A 21,955-nucleotide genomic window follows, 5' to 3' on the forward strand; every position below is an offset into this window, starting at 1 on the left:
CTCGCTGGTCGGCCCTCGACGCAGCTCGGCGAGGTCACGCCGAGCTACAAGCCCGGGGTGACGATGACAGATCTCTCCCGCTGTCTTCCCGCCTTCGCGATCGACGCGATCCGCGAGGCCCTCCCGGTCTTCGGCCGCCAGATCGCGCGCTACGACCATCCCGATGCGGTGATGACCGGAGTCGAGACGCGCACCTCCTCCCCCGTGCGCATCACCCGCGGCAAGGATTTCCAGAGCCTCAACGTCGAACGGCTGTTCCCCGCCGGCGAGGGCGCGGGCTATGCCGGCGGCATCCTCTCCGCCGCGATCGACGGGATCAAGGTCGCCGAGGCGGTGGCGGCGAGCATCACCGCCCCGCGCTGACCGGCGCTCGCACGATTCGCCAGCTTCCCCGTTCGTCACCACACGAACGGAACCTGCCGATGCGGGAAAAGCCAACATGTTGTGCGACATGTTCTACTTTCCCCCTCGCAATCTGCCTCGCCGACGCTCTCCCATAACCGCTCGAAAGCACGCATTTCCGCGGCTTCCGCAGAGTTCCACGTGGAACCTATTTGGTTAAACTAGGCGGATTGATGCCGCGTGGACACGGGCGTGTTCGATCCGGATTGAACCTCTTCCCCCTGCTCCGCGCCCAGCTCGCCGAGCGAACCCTCCGCGCGCGCCTTGCGGCCATAGACCAGCTCGAACAGCGGCGAGGCCATCAGCGTGGTCACGATCGCCATCAGCACCAGGATCGAGAACAGCGCCGGCGTGATGATCCCGCGCTGCAGCCCGATGTTGATGATGATCAGCTCCATCAGCCCGCGCGCGTTCATCAGCGCGCCGATCGCCATCGCGGTCGGGTTGTCCTGCCCGGTCAGCCGCGCCGCGCCCCAGCAGGCGACGCCCTTGGCGGCGATCGACGCCACCAGGATGCCGCCCGCGATCAGGAACATCGCCGGGTCGGCGAGCAGCGACATCTGCGTGTTGAGGCCCGAGAAGGTGAAGAAGATCGGCAGCAGCAGCACCACCGTCACCGGCTCCAGCATGCGCCGCACTTCGCTCGCGAACACCCCGCGCGGCATCACCGTGCCGAGCAGGAAGCCGCCGAACACGGCATGCAGCCCGGCCCAGTCCATCCCCAGCGCGGCGCTCGCGAACAGGATCAGCGTCAGCCCGAGCAGCGATTGCGAGACCTTGCCCTCGCGCGCCGCGACACGCCCGAGCGGCGCCAGCAGCCGCGGCCCCGCGAACAGGATGAACAGCGCGAGCAGCCCGCCGCCGACGATCGCCTTGATCGCCACCACCGGCCCGGCGCCGAGGCTGGCGAGCACGATCGCCAGCACCGTCCACGCCGCGGCATCGTCGATCGCGCCGGCCGACAGCGACAGCGTGCCCAGCCGCGTCCCGCTCAACCCACGCTCGTGGATGATCCGCGCGAGCATCGGGAAGGCGGTGATCGCGATCGCCGCGCCCATGAACAGCGTCGCCTGGAACTGGCCGACCCCCGGCGTGAACAGCCCGCCATTGGCGAGCAGCAGCGGCGCGATCAGCACGGCGATCATGAACGGCGCCGCCATCCCCGCGATCGAGACCGAGGCCGCGCTCTTGACGTTGGCGCGGAACTCGTCGCTGCGGAACTGCAGCCCGACCAGGAACATGTAGAGCCCGACGCCGAGCTGGGCGAGCACGTAGAGCAGGGTGCGGCTGTCCTTGGGGAACAGCACCTGCTGGATCTCGGGGAAGATCAGCCCGAACAGCGACGGCCCGAGCACCACGCCGGCGATCATCTCGCCCACCACCTGCGGCTGCCCCAGCCATTTCCGCGCCATCCAGCCGACCACGCGCGCCGCCGCGATGATGATCGCGAGCTGCGCGAAGAAATGGATGCTGAGCTCCGCTGGCGCCACGTTCGCCTCCCCTTGAAGCAGCCGGACTCGTTGGCCCGCCCCATGTCAACGTTATCAACGCAAGCGGGAGATGCAATCAGCTGCGCGTCAGGTGCAGGACATAGCAGTGCGATTCCGGATCCTCGGCGAGGTCGTCCCCGCGCCGAAAGCCGGCACCGGCCAGAATATGTGCCGACACCGTGTTGGCGGGGTGCACCGTCGCCACGACGCGATCCCTGCCAAGCGCATCGCGGGCATAGGCGGCCAGCGCCGCGACGAGCTCGCGGCCATATCCCCGGCGCCAATGTGCTCGCGCGAGGCCGTAGATGATCTGCTCCGGCCCGTCCTCCGGGCGCGCGAAGCCGGCCCAGCCGATCATCTCGCCGCTGGCCCGCTCGACCACCGCGCCCGTGCCATAGCCGTACCGGGCGAGGTTCTCGCGCGACCGCTCGATCCACAGCTCCGCTTCCGCGCGCGGCAGCGGCTCGCCGGCGTCGACCCAGCGCGCCACCAGCGGGTCGGCGAACAGCGCGACCAGCGCCGCGGCGTCGTCGGGCTCGAACGGGCGGACCTGCAGCCGCGCGGTCTGCAGCACATCGTCATGGATCATGGTCGGGGAAACACCAGCCGGGCATTGTCGAGGATATAGGGCGCGTAACGAAAGTCGCGGATGCGCGCGATCCGGCCGTCACGCCATTGCACCTGCATGAGGTAGGCCGGCGCCTCGTCGGCGTGGTTCCCAAACACCGCGATCACCTCCTCGCCGCTGCCGTCGAGCCGCGCGGGTTTCAGATGGAAATCGGCGATGGTGGCATAGGTCGTGAAGAAAATACCGACTTCGCGGCGCCCCCTGCGATCGGCGAGCGTCGTCTGGGTAAGATGGACGTCTTCCGCCAGCAGCGTGCGCAGCGCGTCCCAGTCGCGCGCGTTGAAGAGTGCCGAGAAGCGGATCGCATCAGCCGTCGGCGGTCGCGCGGGGCCGGGTTCGGGCTTGGCGCCGAGCTGCCGCAACCGTGTCCGCCCGCGGTGCAGTGCGCCCTTGACCGAATCGATACTGAGATCGAGCAGGCCTGCGATATCCTGCAGCGAATGATCGAGCACGTCCTTGAGGATCACCACGCTGCGCTGCAGGATCGGCAGTTCGGCAAAGCGCGAGAAGGCGGCGGTCGCGGCCTGCTTTCGTGCCAGCGCCTCGTCGGGGTCGTGCGCCCGATCCTCCGCCACCTGCGCCGCCGCCTCGATCGGCTCGCTCCGCCGCACCGCCTGGCTCCTCAGATGATCGAGCGCGCGGTTGTGCGCGATGCGGAACAACCACGGCCGCAGCGGCACGCCCGGCTCCAGCGCATCCACCGCCGCCAGCGCGCGAGCGATCGCATCCTGCACGATATCCTCGCCGTCGAACGCCGATCCCGCGAGGCGCGCGCAATAGCGGTGAAGCTCGGGCCGCAGCGCCGCGATCTCCGCGCGCCGCGCCGCGGGATCGGCCTCGGACGGGTTCATCGCCGCATTCAAGCCGCCGCTTCCTCCAGCACCGCAATGCCTTCGCTCCCGGACAGGCCGAAGGCGCGCTGTTCGGCATAACGGGGGTCGCTCAACAGCGCCACGAGATGTTCGCCATATCGCCGCGGCGGCATCGGCGCCCCGAAGCGCTCGAGATATTCCGCGACCGGAATGCCGAACTTCGCGCTATAGGCCGAGGACGCGGCGTCGCCCGTGCCCGTGCCGGGGATCATCTGGCGCGGCACCACCGTCTGGAAGCGGATGCCGAGGCCGCGTTCGGCGGCGAGCTTGTCGGCATAGTTGGCCATCATCCACAGCATCCGCTTGGCGCCCCCATAGCCGCCCGACATCGGCGAGCCGCCCACCGCGGCGCCGCTCGATCCCATCAATACGCGACTGCCCGGCGCGAGCGGGGTCTCCAGCGCGGCCTGGACCCAATGGAGGCCGGCTTTGACATCGGTCTCCCAGCTGTGGCTGAACGATTCCCAGTCATGCGCGTCGAGCGTGGCCATCGAAGGCGGCGCGCCGGCGTTGAGGACGAGGATCGCCGGCCGTGTCTCGGCGAGGATTCGCCGCGCGGCCGCTCGATCGGTCACGTCCGCCGCGACCGTCGCCACGCCCAGCCGCTCCGCGACCTTCTCGAGATCGCGCTTCGTGCGCGCGACCACGGTCACGTTCGCGCCCTGATCGACCAGCGCCTCGACAATCCCGAGGCCAAGGCCGCGGCTGCCGCCGGTCACCACTGCGGTCTGATTCTTCAACTCCATTTCGGCACTCCTGTTTCGGTCCATGTCCAGGACGTTCAAGGGAGGCGAAAAGAGTCGGTCCTCGGCGAGGAAAACCGGGATCAGTCCAGATTGGGCCGCAGCCAGCGCTCCGCCTGCTCGACGCTGACGCCGCGCCGCCCGGCATATTCCTCGAGCTGGTCGCGGCCGATCCGCGCGACGCCGAAATACTCGGCCTGCGGATGTCCGAAATAGAAGCCGCTGACCGCCGCGGTCGGCAGCATCGCGAAGCTCTCGGTCAAGCTGATCCCGGTGTTGCGGTGCGCGTCGAGCATATCGAACAGGATCGGCTTGAGGCTGTGCTCGGGGCACGCGGGATAGCCGGGCGCCGGGCGGATGCCGCGATACGCTTCCTTGATCAGCGCCTCGTTGGTCAGCTGCTCGCCCTCGGCATAGCCCCACAGGGCGGTGCGCACATAGTGATGCAGCCGCTCGGCGAACGCCTCGGCCAGCCGGTCGGCCAGCGCCTTCAGCAGGATATCGCTATAGTCGTCGATCGCATTCTTGAAGCGCGCCAGATGCGGCTCGATGCCATGGATCGACACCGCGAAGCCGCCGATCCAGTCGCCCTGACGGTCGATGAAGTCGGCGAGGCACATGTTCGCCCGCCCCTCGCGCTTCTGGATCTGCTGGCGCAGCATCGGCAGCGTGACGTGCTTCTCGTCCTCGACATGGACGATGATGTCGTCGCCCTCGCGCCGGCACGGCCACAGCCCGGCGACGCCGCGTGCGGTCAGCCACTTCTCCTCGACGATCTTGTCGAGCATCTTCTGCGCGTCGGCGAACAGCGACGTCGCGCTCTCGCCGACCACCTTGTCCTCGAGGATCGCCGGATAGACCCCCGCCAGCTCCCAGGCGCGGAAGAACGGCGTCCAGTCGATATATTGCCGCAGGTCCTTCAAATCCCAGTCGGGGAAATTGTGCACGCCGGGCAAGCGCGGCTTGCCGGGCTTCAGGCTCATGTCCGCCTCGAACGCGTTGTCGCGCGCCACGGCGATCGGCACCAGCTCGCTCTGCCCCTTGTTGGCGCGCGCCACGCGTACCGCCTCATATTCGTCGGCGACCTTGGCGACATATTCGTCGCGGATCGTGTCCGAGACGAGCGTCGTCGCCACGCCCACCGCGCGGCTCGCATCGAGCACATGCACCACCGGGCCGTCATAGGCCGGAGCGATCTTGAGCGCGGTATGCACCTTCGACGTCGTCGCCCCGCCGATCAGCAGCGGCATCGTCATCTGCGCGCGCTTCATCTCCTCGGCGACGGTCACCATCTCGTCGAGGCTCGGCGTGATCAGGCCGGAAAGCCCGATCATGTCGGCGTCATTCTCGTTCGCCGCCTCCAGGATCTTCGACCAGGGCACCATGACGCCGAGGTCGACCACCTCGAAGCCGTTGCACTGCAACACCACGCCGACGATGTTCTTGCCGATATCGTGGACGTCGCCCTTGACGGTCGCCATCACGACCTTGCCCTTGCCCTTGGCGCCCGGCTCCTTCGCCGCCTCGATGAAGGGCAGCAGGTGCGCCACCGCCTTCTTCATCACGCGCGCGGATTTCACGACCTGCGGCAGGAACATCTTGCCCGACCCGAACAGGTCGCCGACGACGTTCATCCCGTCCATCAGCGGGCCTTCGATCACCTCGATCGGGCGATCGGCCTTGAGGCGGCATTCCTCGGTATCCTCGACCACATATTGGTCGATGCCCTTGACCAGCGCGTGCTCGAGCCGCTTCTCGACCGCCCAGCCCCGCCACTCCGCCGCCTGCTTCTCGGCCACCGCGTCGGTGCCGCGGAACTTCTCGGCCAGCGCCACCAGCCGCTCGCCCGCCTCGGGGTCGCGATTGAGGATCACATCCTCGCACGCGGTGCGCAACTCGGGCTCGATCTGGTCATAGACGTCGAGCTGGCCCGCGTTGACGATCGCCATGTCCATGCCCGCGGGGATCGCGTGGTAAAGGAACACCGAGTGCATCGCCTTGCGCACCGGCTCGTTGCCGCGGAACGAGAAGCTGAGGTTCGACAGGCCGCCCGAGATATGGACATGCGGACAGCGCGCCTTGATCTCGCGGCACGCCTCGATGAAGTCGACGCCGTAGTTGTTGTGCTCCTCGATCCCCGTCGCCACGGCGAACACATTGGGGTCGAAGATGATGTCCTCGGGCGGGAAGCCGATCTCGACGAGCAGCTTGTAGGCGCGCTCGCAGATCTCGACCTTGCGGTCCTTCGTATCCGCCTGGCCGACCTCGTCGAACGCCATCACCACCACCGCGGCGCCATAGGCCATGCACTTGCGCGCATGCTCGAGGAACTGGTCGACGCCTTCCTTCATGCTGATCGAATTGACGATCGGCTTGCCGGAGACGCATTTCAGCCCCGCCTCGATCACGTCCCACTTCGAGCTGTCGACCATCACCGGGATCCGCGCGATGTCGGGCTCGGCCTGGATCAGCTTGAGGAAGGTCGTCATCGCCTCGTGCGCGTCGAGCAGGCCCTCGTCCATGTTGACGTCGAGCACCTGCGCGCCGGCTTCGACCTGCTGCAGCGCGACCTCGACCGCGGCGGCATAGTCGCCGGCCATGATCAGCTTCTTGAAGCGCGCCGATCCGGTGACGTTGGTCCGTTCGCCGATATTGACGAATGCGGTGGAGGTGGTGGTCGAGGTCATCTTGTCTCTCTAATTCCCCCCCCGGAGGGGGAGGGGGACCAGCCGCAGGCTGGTGGAGGGGTAGTTGCCACAAACGGGCCGGCCTGCTTGTGGAGAGCTACCCCTCCACCGGCTTCGCCGGTCCCCCTCCCCTTCCAGGGGAGGAATTTCAGGTCACGCCGCCATCGTGAACGGCTCGAGGCCGGCCAGCCGCGTGCGCACCTCCGGCGTCGGGATCGCGCGCGGCGGCAAGCCTTTCACCGCCTCGGCGATCGCGCGGATATGCTCCGGCGTCGAACCGCAGCACCCGCCGAGCACATTGACCTGCCCCTGCTCCGCCCACTCGCCGACCAGCCCCGCGGTCGTCGCCGGGGCCTCGTCATAGGCACCGAGCTCGTTGGGCAGGCCGGCGTTCGGATAGACCATGATCAGCGTGTCGCAGAGGCCGCTCAGCGTCTTCACATGCGGCCGCAGCTGCTCGGCGCCGAACGAGCAGTTGAGCCCGATCGTCACCGGCTTCGCATGCCGCACCGCGTGCCAGAAGGCCTCGACCGTGTGGCCCGAAAGGTTGCGCCCCGACAGGTCGGTCAGCGTCATCGACAGCATGATCGGCAGGTCGCGGCCCAGCGCCTCGCCCGCCTCGATCGCGGCCATGATCCCGGCCTTGGCGTTGAGCGTGTCGAACACCGTCTCGATCAGCACGAAGTCGATCCCGCCCTCGACCAGCGCGTCGATCTGCTCGCGATAGACGTCCTTCAAATGATCGAAGTCGATCTCGCGATAGCCGGGATCGTTGACGTCTGGCGACAGCGACAGCGTCTTGTTGGTCGGGCCCAGCGCCCCCGCCACGAACCTCGGCCGGCCATCCTTCGCCTCGAACTCGTCGGCGATCGACCGCGCCAGCTTGGCGCTCTCATAGTTGATCGCGTGCACCAGATGCTCGGCGCCATAGTCGGCCTGGCTGATGCGGTTGGCCGAGAAGGTGTTGGTCTCGGCAATGTCCGCCCCCGCCTCGAAATAGGCGCGGTGGATGCTCGCCGGCACCTCGGGCATGGTCAGCGCGAGGATGTCGTTGTTGCCCTTCTGGTCGTGGCTCAGGCCCAGGTCGCCGGCATAGGCCGTCTCGTCGAGCTTCCAGTTCTGGATCTCGGTGCCGAACGCGCCGTCGGTGATCAGGATGCGCTTGGCGGCTTCCGCCAGCAGTTTCTCGCGCGCGGTCATGCCGCCTTCTCCCCGCTCTGGTCCTTGGGCCGCACGCCCAGCAAATGGCAGATCGCGTAGCTCAGCTCCGCGCGGTTGAGCGTGTAGAAATGGAACTGCCGCACCCCGCCGGCGTAAAGCTTGCGGCACAATTCCGCCGCCAGCGTCGCCGCAACCAGCTGCCGCGCCGCCGGATGCTCGTCGAGCCCCTCGAACAGTCGCGCCATCCATGCAGGGACCGCGGTGCCGCACATCGCCGACATCCGCACCACGCTGGCATAGTTCATCACCGGCATGATCCCCGGCACGATCTCGGCGTCGATCCCCGCCGCCGCCGCATCGTCGCGGAAGCGCAGGAAGGTATCGGGCTCGAAGAAGAACTGCGTGATCGCGCGGTTGGCGCCGGCATCGATCTTGCGCTTCAAGTTATCGAGGTCGTGCAGCGCGTCGGGCGAGTCCGGATGGCATTCGGGATAGGCCGCGACCGAGATCTCGAACGGGTGCAGCCTGCGCAGCCCCGCGACGAGGTCCGCAGCGTTCTCGTACCCGCCCTGCGGCGACACGAACTTGGTCCCCGCCGTCGGCGGATCGCCGCGCAGCGCGACGATATGGCGCACGCCGGCCGCCCAATATTCCTCGGCGACCGCATCGATCTCCTCGCGCGTCGCCTCGACGCAGGTGAGGTGCGCCGCCGCCGCGATAGGCGTCTCGCGCGCGATGCGGGCGACGGTGTTGTGCGTGCGCTCGCGCGTCGATCCGCCCGCGCCATAGGTGACGCTGACGAAACGCGGCCCCAGCGGCGAGAGCGTCTGGATCGACTCCCACAGCGTCTCCTCCATCCTCTCCGTCTTGGGCGGGAAGAATTCGAAACTGACGTCGATATCGCCCGCCACGTCCGCAAACAGCGGCGCACCCGGGTCCAAACTCACACTCATGCTGCTTTCACTTTCCCAAGCGGCTGGCCCGCTTTCCGCGCCAGCCACAATTTCACCGTGAGCTCGCCGCCCTCCAGCGTCTCGGTCATGACCGGCGCGAGGTCGGCCGCGTCGAACCAGCCGAGCATCTGCTCGTCCGAGAAGCCCAGCCGCACATGCCCCTCGCGCTGGCGCAGTTCCTCGCGGTCGTGCGGCGCGAAGTCTGCGATCAGCAGCCGCCCGCCATCGCCCAGCACGCGTGCCGCCTCGCGGATCGCCGCGCCGGGCTGCTGCGCGAAGTGGAGGACGTGATGCAGGATCGCGGCGTCCGCCTCGTCGTCCGCCATCGGCAGCGCATAGAGGTCGGCCTGGCGCAGCTCGGCATTGGCGAGGCCCTGCCCCGACAGCTTGGCACGCGCCAGCCGGAGCATCTCCGAGCTGCGATCGATGCCGAGCGCGCTCTTCGCCCGCGGTGCGAACAGCTCGAGCATCCGGCCGGTACCCGTGCCGATATCGATCAGCCGCTCGATCGGAAGCTCGCCCAACGCCGCGGCCATCGCCGCCTCGACCTCGCTCTCGGCGACATGGAGCGAGCGGATCGCGTCCCACTCGCCGGCATGGCTCTCGAACCATTCCTCGGCCGCCGCGGCGCGATCGGCGCGCACCGCCGCCAGCCGCGCGCTGTCCGCCACCGTCCAGTGATCGGCATCGTCCGCCGCCCACGCGTCCAGCGCGCTCAGCACTGGCCGAACGTGGCGATCGTTGCCCAGCGCGACGAATACCCAGCTGCCTTCCTTGCGCCGCTCGGCAAGGCCGGCGTCGCAGAGGATCTTCACATGGCGCGAGACGCGCGGCTGGCTCTGACCGAGCACCTGCGCGAGCTCGCCCACGCTCAACTCCATCGAGCGCAGCAGCGCGAGGATGCGCAGCCGCGTCGAATCCGCGAGCGCGCGGAAGATTTCGAGAGCGATCTTCATGGGGTTAGAGATATAAAGATATCTTTATATCAGGTCAACGGCGCATGTCACGTCGCATAAGACAAGTGGGCGCAAGGGGCAACAACCTGTCCCCGATCCACCATGTTTCGTAATTTGATGACAGCCGCGTGCCTCAGGCGGCGCGCGCTTCCTCGACGATCGGCACCAACGCGTTGAGGAACTGCCGCGCGCTCGCTTCCCAGGTGAAGCTGCTGCCATATTCGGCGCAGGCGGCGCGGTCCTTGGTCAGCGCCTCAGCGATCGCCGCGTCGAGGTCCTCCGCCATCGCCCCGGTCTCCGGCGTCAGGATGTCGACCGGCCCGGTCACCGGATAAGCCGCCACCGGCGTTCCGCACGCCAGCGCCTCGATCATCACCAGCCCGAACGTATCGGTCTTGCTCGGGAAGACAAAGACGTCGGCGGCGGCATAGGCGCTCGCCAGCTCGGCCCCGAACATCGGGCCGAGGAACCGCGCCTCCGGATATTTCGCCTGAAGCGAGGCGCGCGCCGGACCGTCGCCGACCACGACCTTCTTCCCCGGATGCTTCGATGCGAGGAACGCCTCGAGATTCTTCTCGATCGCGACGCGCCCGACATAGAGCTGAACCGGCCCGCCAAGCTCGGCCATCGCCGGATGCGGTTCGAGCCCTGGCCGGAAATTGGCGAGGTCGACCCCGCGCCCCCAGTGCCGCACTTGAGTCAGCCCGTGATCGACCAGCGCCTGGCGGATCGAGGGGGTGGAGGCGAGGATCGACTGGGCCGGCGCGTGGAACCAGCGGATATAGCGCCACACCCACTCCGCCGGCACGCCCGAGCGCGCCTCGACATAGTCGGGGAACTGGGTGTGATAGGCGGTGGTGAAAGGGAAATCGTGGCGCAGGCACCAGCGCCGCGCCGCGACGCACACCGGCCCCTCGGTCGCGAGATGCACCGCGTGCGGCGAGAAATCGTCGAGCAGATCGCCGATCGTCCGGCTGCGTACCATCGCCAGCCGGATCTCGGGATAGGTCGGGCACGGCACCGAGTAGAAGCGGTCGGGCGAGATCACGAGCACCTGATGCCCCTGCGCCTCGAGCACGCGGCGCACCGATTGAAGCGTGCGGACGACCCCGTTCACCTGGGGCTCCCAGGCGTCGGTTACGATCGCGATCCGCATCTCTTCGTCACTCAAGCAGCAGCCAGCGCCTCGACCCGTTCCGGGGCCGTGTCGCGTGCTGCGATCTCATCGGCCCAATGGAGAATTTCCATCCGGCCATCGTAATGCTCGACCAGCGCGGTGCAACCCTCCACCCAATCGCCGTCATTATAGTATTCGACGCCATCGATCTGGCGCATCTCGGCGGTGTGGATATGCCCGGCGATCACGCCGTCGACACCGCGCGCACCCGCCTCCTTCGCGACGATTTCCTCGAAGTTCGAGATGAATTCGACCGCGTTCTTGACCTTCTGCTTGGCGTGCTTGCTGAGCGACCAGTAAGGCAGCCCGCGCCAGCGCCGGTATTTGTTGCACCAGCGGTTCAACGCCATCACCGCGGTGTAGGCGGCGTCGCCGAGGTGCGCGAGCCAGCGGTGCGACAGCGTGATCGCGTCGAACTCGTCGCCGTGCAGCACCAGCAGGCGGCGGCCGTCGGCGGTCTGGTGGATCGCCTGGCGCTTGATCTCGACCCCGCCGAAGTTCAGGCCCGTGAACTGGCGGAAGATCTCGTCGTGGTTGCCGGGGATATAGATTACCCGGGCACCGCGCTTGGCGCGCTTGAGAATGCGCCACACGATGTCGTTGTGAGCGGCAGGCCAGTAGAATTTCTTCTTGAGCTGCCAGCCGTCGATGATGTCGCCGACGAGGTAGATGGTGTCGCTGTCGACATGGTCGAGGAAGTCGATCAGCATCTCCGCATTGCAGCCACGCGTGCCGAGATGGATGTCGGAGATCCAGATCGTGCGATACTGCTTGCGCCCGCCGATCGCCCGCTCGGGGATCGCCGGATTGGACGCCGTGAAATCCGCGAGATCGGTGGTCGCCGCTTCGAACGGCAGCCGAGTGATCGTGGCCATTTTAGCCCCGCGCTGTAAGTCCTTGCCCGAGCGGCTAATGGCGGCGGAATGTTACAGCTGGGCGCGTCCTAACGTCATCGCAGTGTCACGCGGTGATGGGAATATACCCCTCTTGCCCCTCGACCCGCGCGATCCAGGCCCGCACCGCCGGCCAGGGGGCGAGTGAGAAGCCGCCCTCCTCGGCGACATGCGTATAGGCGTAGAGACAGATATCCGCGACACTCGGCCCGTCGCCGACGAACCAGTCGCGCGTCGCGAGATGCTCCTCCATCAGCTTGAGCGCCGCCTCGCCGCCCGCGCGCTTGCCCGGGAGCATCGCACGCTGAAGATCGGAAAGCTTGTCCTCTCCCACCAGCGTCATCCAGAAGCGCACGGTCGCGATGTTGGGCTCGTGGTTGTACTGTTCCCAGAACATCCAGCGCAGCATGTCGGCGCGGTCGAACGGATCCCCGGGGATCAGCGCGCTGCCTTGCGCGACATAGAAGGCCGCGGCGTTGCTCTCCGGCAGGAAGCGGTCGCCGGCCTGCAGCACGGGGATGCGGCCATTGGCGTTGACCCCTGACAGGAAGGCGTCGGTGCGCGTCTCGCCCTTCATGATGTCGTACTCGCGCCGCTCGATCGGCTTGCCCGTCAGTGCGGCCGCCAGCCGGATCTTGTAGCAATTCCCCGAAGCGGCATATTCGTGAAGGATCAGCGTGGTCATGACGTCCCCCGGTCGATACGCGCCGAATGACCTTCATCCGGCCGGCCAGCCGCCCTTAGTCACGCATGCCGCGACCGGGAAGCGCAAGCTCACCAAGCGCCGACACGCATCGACATACGTATTCACCGCTGCCCTCGCTTTACCCGAATGCGCCGCCTTCCTATCCCGCCCCCGGCGGCCGACGACAGGCCGTGCGACGATGGAAGGGAAGAGGATGGCGGGACTCGCTCACCGGTGGCTGCGCGCGCTCGCATTGCTGCTGCTCGGGATCGCCATCGGCGCCGGCGCCGCGCAGGCCAGCCCTCGCCTGATCCGCCATGCCGCCTTCCCGTCCAGCCATGTCCCCGCCCGCGACGTCACCGTCTGGTTGCCCGACGGCTATCGCGCGGACGGGCCACCGCTCCCGGTCCTCTACATGCACGACGGGCAGAACCTCCATGAGGACGCGCGGTCCTTTGGCGGGGTCAGCTGGGGCGTTGGCGAGACCGCCGCGCGCCTGATCCGCGAGGGCCGGATCCCGCCGGTGATCATCGTCGGCATCGACAATTCCGCCGCGCGCGGCCGCGAATATCTGCCGCAGCGCATCTACGACCTGCTGCCCGAGGCGAGCCGCGCGCTGCTGGACGCGGGCTGGGGCACGCCGCGGTCCGGCGCCTATCTCGACTTCCTCGTGCGCGAGCTCAAGCCCTTCATCGACACGCACTATCGCACCCGCACCGATCGCGCGGCGACCTTCATCATGGGCTCGTCGATGGGCGGCCTCATCTCGCTCTACGCGCAGACCGAATATCCCGAGGTGTTCGGCGGCAGCGCGTCGCTGTCGATGCACTGGCTGCTCGGCAATTCCGGCGCGCCGCTCCCGCCGCCCGAGCTCTACACCGGCCAGGTGCTGCGCGCGTTCGAGACCTATCTCGCACTCAGCCATCTCACGCCCGCGCGGCATCGCATCTATGTCGACCGCGGCACCGAGACGCTCGATGCGCGTTACCAGCCCTATACCGCGCCGTTCGAGGCGTTCATGCGCCGCGCCGGATGGCGCCAGGGCGAGACGTTCGACAGCCGCGTCTATCCCGGCACCAACCACAGCGAGAAGGCGTGGCGCGCGCGGCTCGCCGACCCGCTGACGTTCCTGCTGGCGCCGCTGCTCGCCCCGCGCGGCGATCCCGAGACTCGCGCCGAGGCCGCCCGGCTCGCCCAGCTGCGTGCCGCCGACGCCCCGGACGCCTATCTGCTCGGCAAATTCCGCAGCGCCGACGTGGTGCTGCTCGGCGAGGATCATGCGGTCAGGCAGAATATCGCGTTCGTCGCCAGCCTGATCCCCAGCCTCCATGCGGCCGGCGTCACCAACCTCGTCATGGAGTTCGGCGCCGAGGAGGATCAGGCGCGGCTCGACCGGCTGGTCGCCGCACCGGCCTACGACGCCGCGACCGCGCGCCAGCTCATGTTCAACTACAACGTCATGTGGAGCTGGCGGGACTATCGCGACCTCTATCGCGCGGTATGGACGTTCAACCGCAGCCTGCCCAAGGGCAAGCCGCCGTTCCGGATCGTCAACATGAGCTATGTCTTCGACTGGAGCGGCTTCAGCGGCTTGCGCACGCCCGCGACGATGCAGCAGGTGTTCGCGCGGGGCACCGCCGACCAGTTCCGCGCCGGGCGCATCGCGCGCGAGGTGCTCGATCGCGGGGAGAAGGCGCTGGTGCTGACCGGCACCGTCCATGCCTTCACCCGTCATGCCGCCGGGCAGACACAGAGCGACGGCGACGGCTTCTGCCAGCGCACCGCCAACGCCCTCGGCAACCGCCTCCACGCGACCTATGGCGCGCGGATCACCAATGTGCTGCTCCACCAGTCGCTGCCCGCGCTGCCCGGCCGCTCGCGGCCGTTCGAGCAGCCGGGCGACGGCGCGGTCGAGCGGCTCGCGCGCCTCGGCGGCGATCGCCCGATCGGATTCGACCTGCGCCATGCGCCGATGGGCACGCTCCGCGACTATAGCTATTATGGCCTGTGCGACCGCGATCTCACGCTCGGCGACCTGTTCGACGGCTATATCTTCCTCGCGCCGTTCGAGGCGCTGCGGGCGGCCACGCCAGATCCCGCCTTCGTCGACGCGACCAACATCGGCCGCGCGATCGCGCAATTCCCCGATCCCGACTGGTCGCCGCGCCCAGCGAACCTGGCCGAGGCGCGGGCGCATCTTCTCGACATGGCGAAGCAGATCGACGCGCGCTACGCCGCGCTCGCCGGGAACTAAGGGACCAGCACGATCTTCCCCATATGCGCGCCGCTCTCCATGTGCCGGTGCGCCTCGGCGGCGTCGGCAAGCGAAAAGGTGCGGTCGATCAGCGGCTTGAGCTTCCCCGCCGCCACGTGCGGCCAGACGGTGCCGGCCAGTTCGTCGGCGACCAGCGTCTTGAAAGCCTCGTCGCGCGCGCGCAGCGTCGATCCGGTCAGCGTCAGGCGCCGCCGCATGATCTCCCACACCGGCACCGTCGCCAGCATCCCGCCCTGCGCCGCGATCGAGACGTGGCGCCCGTCATCGGCCATGCACTTGATGTTGCGCGCGACATAGTCGCCGCCGACCATGTCGAGCACGATGTCGACGCCGCGCCCGTCGGTGATCGTCTTGATCCGCTCGACGAAATCCTCGGTCTTGTAATTGATGGCATGGTCCGCACCGTGCGCCCGGCACGCGGCGACCTTGTCCTCGCTGCCCGCGGTGACGATCACCGTGACGCCGAACAGGTTGCAGAGTGAGATCGCCATCGTGCCGATGCCGCTGGTCCCACCATGGACCAAGGCGGTCTCGCCCTCGCGCGCATAGCCGCGCTCGAACAGGTTGGTCCACACGGTGAACAAGGTCTCGGGCATCGCCGCCGCCTCGACCATCGACAGCGCCGCGGGCACGGTCAGGCATTGGCCGAGCGGCGCGACGGCATATTCGGCATAGCCCCCGCCCGCGATCAGCGCACACATCGGCTGGCCGATCACCTCGGTGGGAACGTCCGCGCCGACCGCGACGACCTCGCCCGCGACCTCGAGCCCCGGGATGCTGGTCACGCCCGGCGGCGGCGGATAGGCGCCGAGCCGCTGCACCACATCGGGCCGGTTGACCCCAGCCGCGGCGACGCGGATCAGCACCTCGCCCGCACCGGGCAACGGCACCGGCCGCTCGACAGGTACCAGCACCTCGGGACCGCCCGGCACCTCCGGGTCGATCGCCGTCATACGCTGTGGCACGCTCTTCATGTGTTCCCCCTTGCCGCCTGAATCGGGATCGGGAGGCACGACGTCAAGGCTTCGCGGCGCCGATCTATCCCCGGATTTATCCGGCTGTGGCCGCTTGACATCGCCCGCCGTGCGCCCGACGCTGTCCTGCGATGGACGCCGACGATCTTCCGCGTCGCCATGACGACTCCGCCGCGCAGCTCGCGCGCCAGGACCTCGATCCCTTCTCGGTCGAGGAACTGGCCGAGCGCATCCAGCTGCTCGAGGCCGAGATCGCGCGCTGCCGGCAGAAGATGGATCGCGCCATTAATCATCGCGCAAGCGCGGACGCCCTATTCAAGCGATGAGCGTTGCACCGGAGCCGGGGCGTCACGCCGCCAAACTCCGGTGCGAGAGCGTTGAGCTTGATGCAGGGGTCCGCACTTCCAACATTGGTGGAAACGGGCCGCATGTCCTGATGGCCCGACTGGAGTTGCCCCCGAATGCCTAGTTTCGCTTCCGCCCTCGAATCCACCCTGCACCGCGCGCTCGAGGCGGCGAGCTCGCGCCGCCACGAATATGCGACGCTCGAGCATCTGCTGCTCGCGCTGGTCGACGACGAGCATGCCTCCAAGGTGATGGGCGCGTGCGGCGTCGATCTCGACGAGCTCAAGACCACCGTCGCGCATTATCTCGACACCGAGCTTCAGGCGCTGCGCGTCGACCAGGCGACCGACCCCTCGCCGACTAGCGGCTTCCAGCGCGTCGTCCAGCGCGCCATCCTCCACGTCCAATCCTCGGGCCGCGACGAGGTGACCGGCGCCAATGTGCTCGTCGCGCTGTTCAGCGAGCGCGAGAGCTATGCCGTCTATTTCCTGCAACAGCAGGACATGAGCCGCCTCGATGCGGTGAGCTTCATCAGCCACGGCGTCGGCAAGGGCGCGAGCCCGGCCGAATCCGCGCCGCCCAAGGGCGCGGCCGAGGAGGAGAAGCCGCAGAAGAGCGAAGGCGGCAAGAAGGGCGAGAGCGCGCTCAAGCAGTTCACCGTCGACCTCAACGAAAAGGCCAAGGCCGGCAAGGTCGATCCGCTGATCGGTCGCGGGCCCGAGGTCGACCGCACCGTCCAGATCCTGTGCCGTCGCTCGAAGAACAACCCGCTCTATGTGGGTGACCCGGGCGTGGGCAAGACCGCGATCGCCGAGGGCCTGGCACGCAAGATCGTCGAGGGCGATGTGCCCGACGTGCTCAAGGAAGCGGTGATCTACTCGCTCGACATGGGCGCGCTGCTCGCCGGCACCCGCTATCGCGGCGATTTCGAGGAGCGGCTGAAGCAGGTCGTCTCGGAGCTGGAGAAGCTGCCGCACGCGGTGTTGTTCATCGACGAGATCCATACCGTGATCGGCGCCGGCGCGACCAGCGGCGGCGCGATGGACGCGTCGAACCTGCTCAAGCCGGCGTTGTCGGGCGGCACGATCCGCTGCATCGGCTCGACCACCTACAAGGAATTCCGCAATCACTTCGAGAAGGATCGCGCGCTGCTGCGCCGGTTCCAGAAGATCGACGTCAACGAGCCGACGGTCGAGGATACGATCAAGATCCTCGCCGGCCTGCGCACCGCATTCGAGGACCATCACAAGGTCAAGTACACCCCCGACGCGATCAAGTCGGCGGTCGAACTGAGCTCGCGCTACATCAACGACCGCAAGCTGCCCGACAAGGCGATCGACGTGATCGACGAGGTCGGCGCGATGCAGATGCTGGTGCCGCCGTCCAAGCGCAAGAAGACGATCACGCCCAAGGAGATCGAAGCGGTGATCGCGACGATGGCGCGCATCCCGCCGAAGAGCGTCTCGACCGACGACACCCGCGTGCTCGCCAACCTCGAGACCGACTTGAAGCGCGTCGTGTTCGGCCAGGACAAGGCGATCGAGGTGCTGTCCTCGGCGATCAAGCTCAGCCGCGCGGGTCTGCGCGATCCCGAGAAGCCGATCGGCAACTATCTCTTCTCGGGCCCGACCGGCGTCGGCAAGACCGAGGTGACCAAGCAGCTCGCCGAGCTGCTCGGCATCCCGCTGCAGCGTTTCGACATGTCCGAGTACATGGAGCGCCACAGCGTCAGCCGCCTGATTGGCGCGCCGCCGGGCTATGTCGGCTATGACCAGGGCGGGCTGCTCACCGATGCGGTCGACCAGAACCCGCATTGCGTGCTGCTGCTCGACGAGGTCGAGAAGGCGCATCCGGACCTGTTCAACATCCTGTTGCAGGTGATGGACAATGGCAAGCTGACCGACCATCACGGCAAGACCGTCGATTTCCGCAACGTCATCCTGGTGATGACGACCAATGCCGGCGCGTCCGACATGGCGCGCGAGAGCATCGGTTTCGGCGAGATCAGCCGCGAGGACGTTCAGGAAGACGCGGTGAAGAAGCTCTTCACCCCCGAATTCCGCAATCGCCTCGATGCGATCGTGCCGTTCGATTACCTTCCGCCCAAGGTGGTCGAGCGGGTGGTTGAGAAGTTCATCCTCCAGCTCGAGCTCCAGCTCGCCGACCGCGGCGTGCACATCAGCCTCGACGAGGAGGCGAAAGCGTGGCTCACCGAGCGCGGCTACGACAAGCTCTATGGCGCGCGCCCCATGGGCCGCCTGATCCAGGAGAAGGTCAAGCAGCCACTCGCCGAGGAGCTGCTGTTCGGCAAGCTCGTCCATGGCGGCGAGGTCGAGGTGAAGCTGAAGGACGGCGCGCTCACCTTCGCGATCACACCGGCGGCGCCGAAGCGGTCCAAGAAGGGCGGCGGCAGGAAGACCGTCGCGGCCAAGGCCAAGTAACGAAAAGGGGCGGGAGTGATCCCGCCCTTTTTTTGATCTCTGACGCCCGTTCCCCTGCGAAAGCAAGGGCCCAGAACCGAATAAGGCTACAGAGTGCGGCCCCCTGGGCTCCTGCTTTCGCAGGAGCACGGTTCACCATTCAGACAAATGCCGTCCGGCCATTTGGTTCAGGCGGCGACGGCGAGCCCGCCAGCCAGGCCCCGCGCGGCGCTCAGCGCGCCGGCCATCGCCGCTTCACGCGCCTCGTCGCCCATTGCCAGCCCCTCGGCAACGACGAACTCGGGCGTGATGCCGATGAAGCCGAACACCGCCTTGAGATAGGTTTCGCCATGCTCGAAGCCGGCCGCGGGCGCGCCTTCGCCGTAGAAGCCGCCGCGCGCCAGCGCGACGATGACGCGCTTGTTCCCTGCCAACCCCTGCGGCCCATCGGGGCCGTAGCTGAAGGTCTGCCCCGCGATCATGATGCGGTCGAGCCACACCTTGAGCTGGCTCGGGATGGTGAAATTGTAGAAGCCCGCGCCGATAACCACCACGTCGGCGGCAAGGAACGCCTGCAGCTCGGCATTTGCCATGGGATCGCCGAGCACGTCGAGCGTCAGATGCGGCAGCGGCTCGGCGGCGAGGTCGCGATAGCTGGCGGCGAGCGCCGGATGCTCCGCGCGCAGCCGCTCCGCCACCGCCGCGCTGACTGCGCGGCTCGCCGAACCCGCGCCCTGGATGCTGGAATCGATATGAAGAAGTTTCATGTGGTCAATTTCCCGGTCTGGATTTGTGACCAGGATCAGTTATGTGACCTCTATCGCACCGCCAAGAACGCATATTTTCGAGACCAGGTCACGTCGCCATGACTACACCACTTCCACATGCGCACCAGGATTGCCGCGCCGTCAGCAGCATCCTCGCCATGGTCGGCGACAAATGGTCGGTGCTCGTCGTGATGACGCTGCGCCAGCAGCCGCGCCGCTTCAACGAGCTCAAGCGCGCGATTGACGGAATCTCGCAACAGATGCTGACGCGCACGCTCAAGGGGCTCGAGCGCGATGGTCTGGTGACGCGCACGGTCCACCCGACGGTACCGCCGCAAGTCGAATATGCGCTGACCGAGCTCGGCCATTCGCTCGCCGATCCGGTGAAGCAGCTCGGCGAATGGGTGTTCAGCCACCTGCCCGCAATCTACGCCAATCGCGATCGCTACGACCAGGCCGCCGGCTGATCCGGAGCGGCCATCTTAACCGGTTGTTCGCCATCCTCGCCTAGGATCGTGCCATGGGCCGGGGGATCATGGCAGCTCTGCTGGCGGCGTTCGTCGCCGTGCTCGCGTGCGCCGCATCGCCCGCGCATGCCCAATTGTCCAATCTCGGCGCGGGCCAGACTGGCCGGGCGCTCTCCGTCTGCGTTCTGCGTGCGCGTCCCGGCGACGATCCGGCACGCCTGATCCGCACGCCGCAGCGCTTCGACTGCACCACCAAGCAGACCAGTTTCGGGCCAGGCGACTATTGGGTGATCTCCAGTCCGATTGGCAGGCGCTCGCCGCCGCACGACCCGCTGGTCGCGCGAGTCGGCAGCGTGTGGCAGCAGAGCCTGTCGCTCTACGTGCTCTATGCCGACGGCCGCCTTGCCGCGATGCACGACGACAATCGCGGCATCACCCGACGCATCCAGATCGGCGCGATCGTCGAGCACCAGCTGCCGCCCCATCCCGCGGCGGTGCGGCGGCTGATGTGGAAGGTCGGGGGATCGGCCAATCTGCGCGGCATCGTCATGGGCCCACGGCTCGCGACATGGGCGGAGAGCCAGCGCTCCAACCTGGCGATGAGCGCCATCTATGCCGGCTTCGGCGGCCTCGCGCTGGCGCTGCTGGTCTACAATCTCGCGCTCTGGGCGTCGCTGCGCTACCGCTTTCAGCTCGCCTACTGCCTGATGGTAGCGGCGCTGCTGGCCTATGCCTTCACCTCGTCGGGCGCGCTCGCCTGGGCATGGCCCGACATCGCCAATAACGACCGGCTGCGGCTCAACTATCTGCTGCTCACCCTCGCCTGCTCCTCGGCGCTGCTGTTCGCGCGCGCCTTTTTCGAGGAGCATGTGTTCGGCCCCCGGCTGCGGCTGCTGATCCGCGCCACCGTGATTATCCTGCTCGCCACCGGCCTGTTCTTCGTCCTGTTCGCGCCGGTCGGGGTGAACGTCGTCGACCGGGTCTATTCCTGGGTGTTCGCCGGCGTGATCGTCTCGGTTGTCGCGACCCTGTGGAGCGCGTGGCGCAGCCGTTCCAACTATCTCTGGGTGTTTGCGATCGCCTGGGCGCTGCCGATCCTCGCCGCGAGCATGCGCGTCTTCGCCAATCTCGGCCTGATCCGCTGGAATTTTTGGCTCGACAATTCGACGATCCTGTCGATGGCGGCGGAGGCGCTGATCTCCTCGGTCGCAATCGCCTATCGCATCCGCCTGCTCAGCCGCGAGCGGGACTCGGCGATCGCCGCAGAGGCCGTCGCGCGCCGCCTCGCCGATACCGATCCACTCACCGGCCTGCTCAATCGCCGCGCCTTCCTCGCCAGCGCGATCGGTCGCGAGGGACCGCAGACGCTGCTCATCCTCGACCTCGACCATTTCAAGCAGGTCAACGACACGCTCGGTCACGACGGCGGCGACGAGGTGCTGCGCGTCGTCGCACGCACGCTGCGCGCCCTCGCCCCGCCCAGCACGCTCGTCGCGCGGATCGGCGGCGAGGAGTTCGCGGTGGTCACCAGCATGAGCCAACCGATCGATCCCAATGTCGTGCTGACTCGGCTCCGCGCGACGCGCATGCCGTTCGATCTGCGCGTCACCGCCAGCATCGGCACCGCCACCGGCGCGCTTGCCGCCGAGGCCCATTGGAAGTCGCTCTACCGTGCCGCCGACACGGCATTGTTCGCCGCCAAGTCGGCCGGCCGCGACCGCGCCCGCACGGCGCCGCTGGCCGCCTGAACGCGCCGCCAATTCAGTTGCCGTTCAGGCGCTTCGGGCCTAGTATCGCGTGCCATAGGGAGGCGGCAATGGATCGGTTGGGCAGGCGCAAGATCGCACTCGTCGGCGGCGGCGCGGCGTTGCTGGCATTCACTGCCCTGTCGTCCCATCCCACCGCCAATATCCAGATCCTCACGCACGACGTGACCGACACCGCGCCGCGCAAGGTCCAGGCGGCGGTCGATGTCGGCATTCTCGCCGTCTCGGTGCTCTACACTTGGACCGGCAAGCGCGCGCTGCGCTGACGGTGGCCGAATTGACTCGCCCCGCGAG

General features: G+C 67.7%; 20 protein-coding genes. 7 read left to right on the forward strand and 13 right to left on the reverse strand.

Annotated features, from left to right (window positions below):
- On the forward strand, positions 1 to 363 hold a 363-nt coding region (locus ABDV68_RS05385), incomplete at its 5' end, for an FAD-dependent protein (RefSeq protein WP_343518659.1).
- Positions 364 to 563: 200 nt separating this feature from the next.
- Here ABDV68_RS05385 and ABDV68_RS05390 read toward each other — a convergent pair.
- The 11 genes from ABDV68_RS05390 to ABDV68_RS05440 all read right to left on the reverse strand — a co-directional run bounded on the left by ABDV68_RS05390 (position 564) and on the right by ABDV68_RS05440 (position 12,647).
- Entirely contained in the window at positions 564 to 1,892 is a 1,329-nt protein-coding gene (locus tag ABDV68_RS05390) for a cation:proton antiporter (protein ID WP_343518660.1), read from the reverse strand.
- 76 nt (positions 1,893 to 1,968) lie between these two features.
- Positions 1,969 to 2,481, reverse strand: coding sequence for a GNAT family N-acetyltransferase (locus ABDV68_RS05395; protein ID WP_343518661.1), 513 nt, complete (start codon positions 2,479 to 2,481; stop codon positions 1,969 to 1,971).
- Positions 2,478 to 3,371 (reverse strand): sigma-70 family RNA polymerase sigma factor, encoded by an 894-nt coding sequence (locus ABDV68_RS05400; RefSeq protein WP_343518662.1) that lies wholly within the window; start codon positions 3,369 to 3,371, stop codon positions 2,478 to 2,480. Before ABDV68_RS05400 ends, ABDV68_RS05395 begins: the two co-directional genes overlap by 4 nt.
- An 8-nt stretch (positions 3,372 to 3,379) precedes the next feature.
- On the reverse strand, positions 3,380 to 4,138 hold the full coding sequence (locus ABDV68_RS05405) for an SDR family NAD(P)-dependent oxidoreductase (protein WP_343518663.1): 759 nt from the start codon (positions 4,136 to 4,138) through the stop codon (positions 3,380 to 3,382).
- Positions 4,139 to 4,218: 80 nt separating this feature from the next.
- Positions 4,219 to 6,822, reverse strand: coding sequence for a methionine synthase (gene metH / locus ABDV68_RS05410; protein WP_343518664.1), 2,604 nt, complete (start codon positions 6,820 to 6,822; stop codon positions 4,219 to 4,221).
- Positions 6,823 to 6,975: 153 nt separating this feature from the next.
- Positions 6,976 to 8,022 (reverse strand): homocysteine S-methyltransferase family protein, encoded by a 1,047-nt coding sequence (locus ABDV68_RS05415; RefSeq protein ID WP_343518665.1) that lies wholly within the window; start codon positions 8,020 to 8,022, stop codon positions 6,976 to 6,978.
- Positions 8,019 to 8,936 (reverse strand): methylenetetrahydrofolate reductase, encoded by a 918-nt coding sequence (gene metF / locus ABDV68_RS05420; RefSeq protein WP_343518666.1) that lies wholly within the window; start codon positions 8,934 to 8,936, stop codon positions 8,019 to 8,021. The genes ABDV68_RS05415 and metF overlap by 4 nt, the downstream gene beginning before the upstream one ends.
- Complete coding sequence (locus tag ABDV68_RS05425) at positions 8,933 to 9,892, reverse strand: metalloregulator ArsR/SmtB family transcription factor (RefSeq protein WP_343518668.1); 960 nt, start codon at positions 9,890 to 9,892, stop codon at positions 8,933 to 8,935. The genes metF and ABDV68_RS05425 overlap by 4 nt, the downstream gene beginning before the upstream one ends.
- A 133-nt stretch (positions 9,893 to 10,025) precedes the next feature.
- Positions 10,026 to 11,048 (reverse strand): glycosyltransferase family 1 protein, encoded by a 1,023-nt coding sequence (locus ABDV68_RS05430; protein WP_343518710.1) that lies wholly within the window; start codon positions 11,046 to 11,048, stop codon positions 10,026 to 10,028.
- 11 nt (positions 11,049 to 11,059) lie between these two features.
- On the reverse strand, positions 11,060 to 11,944 hold the full coding sequence (locus ABDV68_RS05435; RefSeq protein WP_343518669.1) for a UDP-2,3-diacylglucosamine diphosphatase: 885 nt from the start codon (positions 11,942 to 11,944) through the stop codon (positions 11,060 to 11,062).
- A gap of 85 nt (positions 11,945 to 12,029) precedes the next feature.
- On the reverse strand, positions 12,030 to 12,647 hold the full coding sequence (locus tag ABDV68_RS05440) for a glutathione S-transferase family protein (RefSeq protein WP_343518670.1): 618 nt from the start codon (positions 12,645 to 12,647) through the stop codon (positions 12,030 to 12,032).
- Positions 12,648 to 12,861: 214 nt separating this feature from the next.
- Here ABDV68_RS05440 and ABDV68_RS05445 point away from each other — a divergent pair, with 214 nt between their 5' ends.
- Positions 12,862 to 14,901 (forward strand): ChaN family lipoprotein, encoded by a 2,040-nt coding sequence (locus ABDV68_RS05445; protein ID WP_343518671.1) that lies wholly within the window; start codon positions 12,862 to 12,864, stop codon positions 14,899 to 14,901.
- Here the strand turns inward: ABDV68_RS05445 and ABDV68_RS05450 are convergent.
- Positions 14,898 to 15,896: an NAD(P)H-quinone oxidoreductase gene (locus ABDV68_RS05450; RefSeq protein ID WP_343518672.1), complete on the reverse strand. Its 999-nt coding sequence runs from the start codon at positions 15,894 to 15,896 to the stop codon at positions 14,898 to 14,900. The genes ABDV68_RS05445 and ABDV68_RS05450 overlap by 4 nt on opposite strands.
- A gap of 131 nt (positions 15,897 to 16,027) precedes the next feature.
- Between ABDV68_RS05450 and ABDV68_RS05455 the strand changes: the two genes are divergently transcribed.
- Both ABDV68_RS05455 and clpA read left to right on the forward strand, forming a co-directional pair.
- Positions 16,028 to 16,222 (forward strand): DUF1192 domain-containing protein, encoded by a 195-nt coding sequence (locus ABDV68_RS05455; RefSeq protein ID WP_343518674.1) that lies wholly within the window; start codon positions 16,028 to 16,030, stop codon positions 16,220 to 16,222.
- Between the two features lie 135 nt (positions 16,223 to 16,357).
- Positions 16,358 to 18,682 carry an ATP-dependent Clp protease ATP-binding subunit ClpA gene (gene clpA, locus ABDV68_RS05460; protein WP_343518675.1) on the forward strand — a complete coding sequence of 775 codons (2,325 nt, stop codon included), beginning with the start codon at positions 16,358 to 16,360 and terminating at the stop codon, positions 18,680 to 18,682.
- Between the two features lie 167 nt (positions 18,683 to 18,849).
- Here the strand turns inward: clpA and ABDV68_RS05465 are convergent, their stop codons facing one another.
- On the reverse strand, positions 18,850 to 19,428 hold the full coding sequence (locus ABDV68_RS05465; protein ID WP_343518676.1) for an NAD(P)H-dependent oxidoreductase: 579 nt from the start codon (positions 19,426 to 19,428) through the stop codon (positions 18,850 to 18,852).
- Positions 19,429 to 19,526: 98 nt separating this feature from the next.
- On the opposite strand from ABDV68_RS05465, the gene ABDV68_RS05470 reads away from it, so the two are divergent.
- From ABDV68_RS05470 to ABDV68_RS05480, 3 genes are all read left to right on the forward strand, one after another.
- Complete coding sequence (locus ABDV68_RS05470) at positions 19,527 to 19,895, forward strand: helix-turn-helix domain-containing protein (protein WP_343518677.1); 369 nt, start codon at positions 19,527 to 19,529, stop codon at positions 19,893 to 19,895.
- A gap of 53 nt (positions 19,896 to 19,948) precedes the next feature.
- Complete coding sequence (locus tag ABDV68_RS05475) at positions 19,949 to 21,643, forward strand: diguanylate cyclase (protein WP_343518679.1); 1,695 nt, start codon at positions 19,949 to 19,951, stop codon at positions 21,641 to 21,643.
- A gap of 68 nt (positions 21,644 to 21,711) precedes the next feature.
- Complete coding sequence (locus ABDV68_RS05480; RefSeq protein ID WP_343518680.1) at positions 21,712 to 21,927, forward strand: hypothetical protein; 216 nt, start codon at positions 21,712 to 21,714, stop codon at positions 21,925 to 21,927.
- The last annotated feature ends 28 nt before the right edge of the window (positions 21,928 to 21,955 follow it).

Origin of the sequence: Sphingomonas sp. (assembly GCF_039595165.1) — a bacterium.
Classification (GTDB): Bacteria; Pseudomonadota; Alphaproteobacteria; order Sphingomonadales; family Sphingomonadaceae; genus Sphingomonas.